This is a genomic window from Pseudomonas sp. 32_A, from assembly GCF_017490905.1.
GTDB classification, from domain to species: Bacteria; Pseudomonadota; Gammaproteobacteria; order Pseudomonadales; family Pseudomonadaceae; genus Aquipseudomonas; species Aquipseudomonas inefficax.
On the sequence record NZ_JAFGYI010000245.1, the window covers coordinates 1 to 486 of the forward strand.

Consider the following 486-nt stretch of genomic DNA (forward strand, 5'->3'; position numbering starts at 1 on the left):
TGTAGGCGCCGTCGCCGGTGTGCATCCAGCCGCCCTTGAGCACTTCGGCGGTCAGCTCCGGCTGGTTCAGGTAGCCGAGCATGACGTTGGGGCCGCGCACGACGATCTCGCCCACGCTGCCGCGCGGTACTTCCTGGTCGTGTTCGTCGACGATGCGCAGTTCGACGCAACTGATCGCCCGACCGGCCGAATACATCTTGCCGCTCACCTGGTGCTCGGCACAGTGGTACTCAGCATCGAGCATGGTGCCGCCAGTGGTCAGTTCGGTCATCCCGTAGCCCTGGAAGAAGCGGGCCTTGGGGAATGCGATGCAGGCGCGGTCCAGCAGCGCCGGGGAAATCGGCGAAGCGCCGTAGATGATGTTGCGGATGCTGCTCAGCTGCAGCGACTGCAGTTCCGGACTGGCCTCGCGGGCCTGCAGCATCATCTGGATCATGGTCGGGGCGAGCATGAGGTCGGTCATCTGCACCTCGGCCACCGTACGGA

1 protein-coding gene is annotated in these 486 nt (G+C 65.2%); it reads right to left on the minus strand.

Annotation, left to right across the window (positions count from 1 at the left end; genetic code table 11):
• A partial coding sequence (locus tag J5M58_RS26505; RefSeq protein WP_243432565.1) for an AMP-binding protein occupies positions 1-463 on the minus strand: 463 nt, incomplete at its 3' end.
• Between the last annotated feature and the right edge of the window lie 23 nt (positions 464-486).